At 45.3% G+C, this 236-nt stretch carries 1 protein-coding gene; it reads left to right on the top strand.

Annotation, left to right across the window (positions count from 1 at the left end):
* The coding region (locus LKX83_RS32915) for a permease-like cell division protein FtsX (RefSeq protein WP_227887496.1) at window positions 1–236 on the top strand (236 nt) is incomplete at both ends.

Raw genomic sequence — 236 nt, 5'->3', positions numbered from 1 at the left:
GCTGAAGTAACGTTTGTTCCAAAAGCGGAAGGGCTTCAGAATTTAAAGAAGAGCTTTGGTGAGAAGGGTACGCTGTTCAATGGGTTAGAAAAAGAGAACCCGCTGCCTGATTCATTTATCGTCAAAGCAAAGACACCGCAGCAAACCGGAGCGCTAGCCAAGAAGATTCAAGCAGTCGACGGTGTGAAGAAGGTTAATTACGCTGAGCAGACGACACAAAAACTATTCGCAATTAC

Source organism: Cohnella baijiui (assembly GCF_020731285.1).
In the GTDB taxonomy this organism is placed as follows: Bacteria; Bacillota; Bacilli; order Paenibacillales; family Paenibacillaceae; genus Cohnella.
This window is presented reverse-complemented; position numbering and strand designations above follow the sequence as displayed.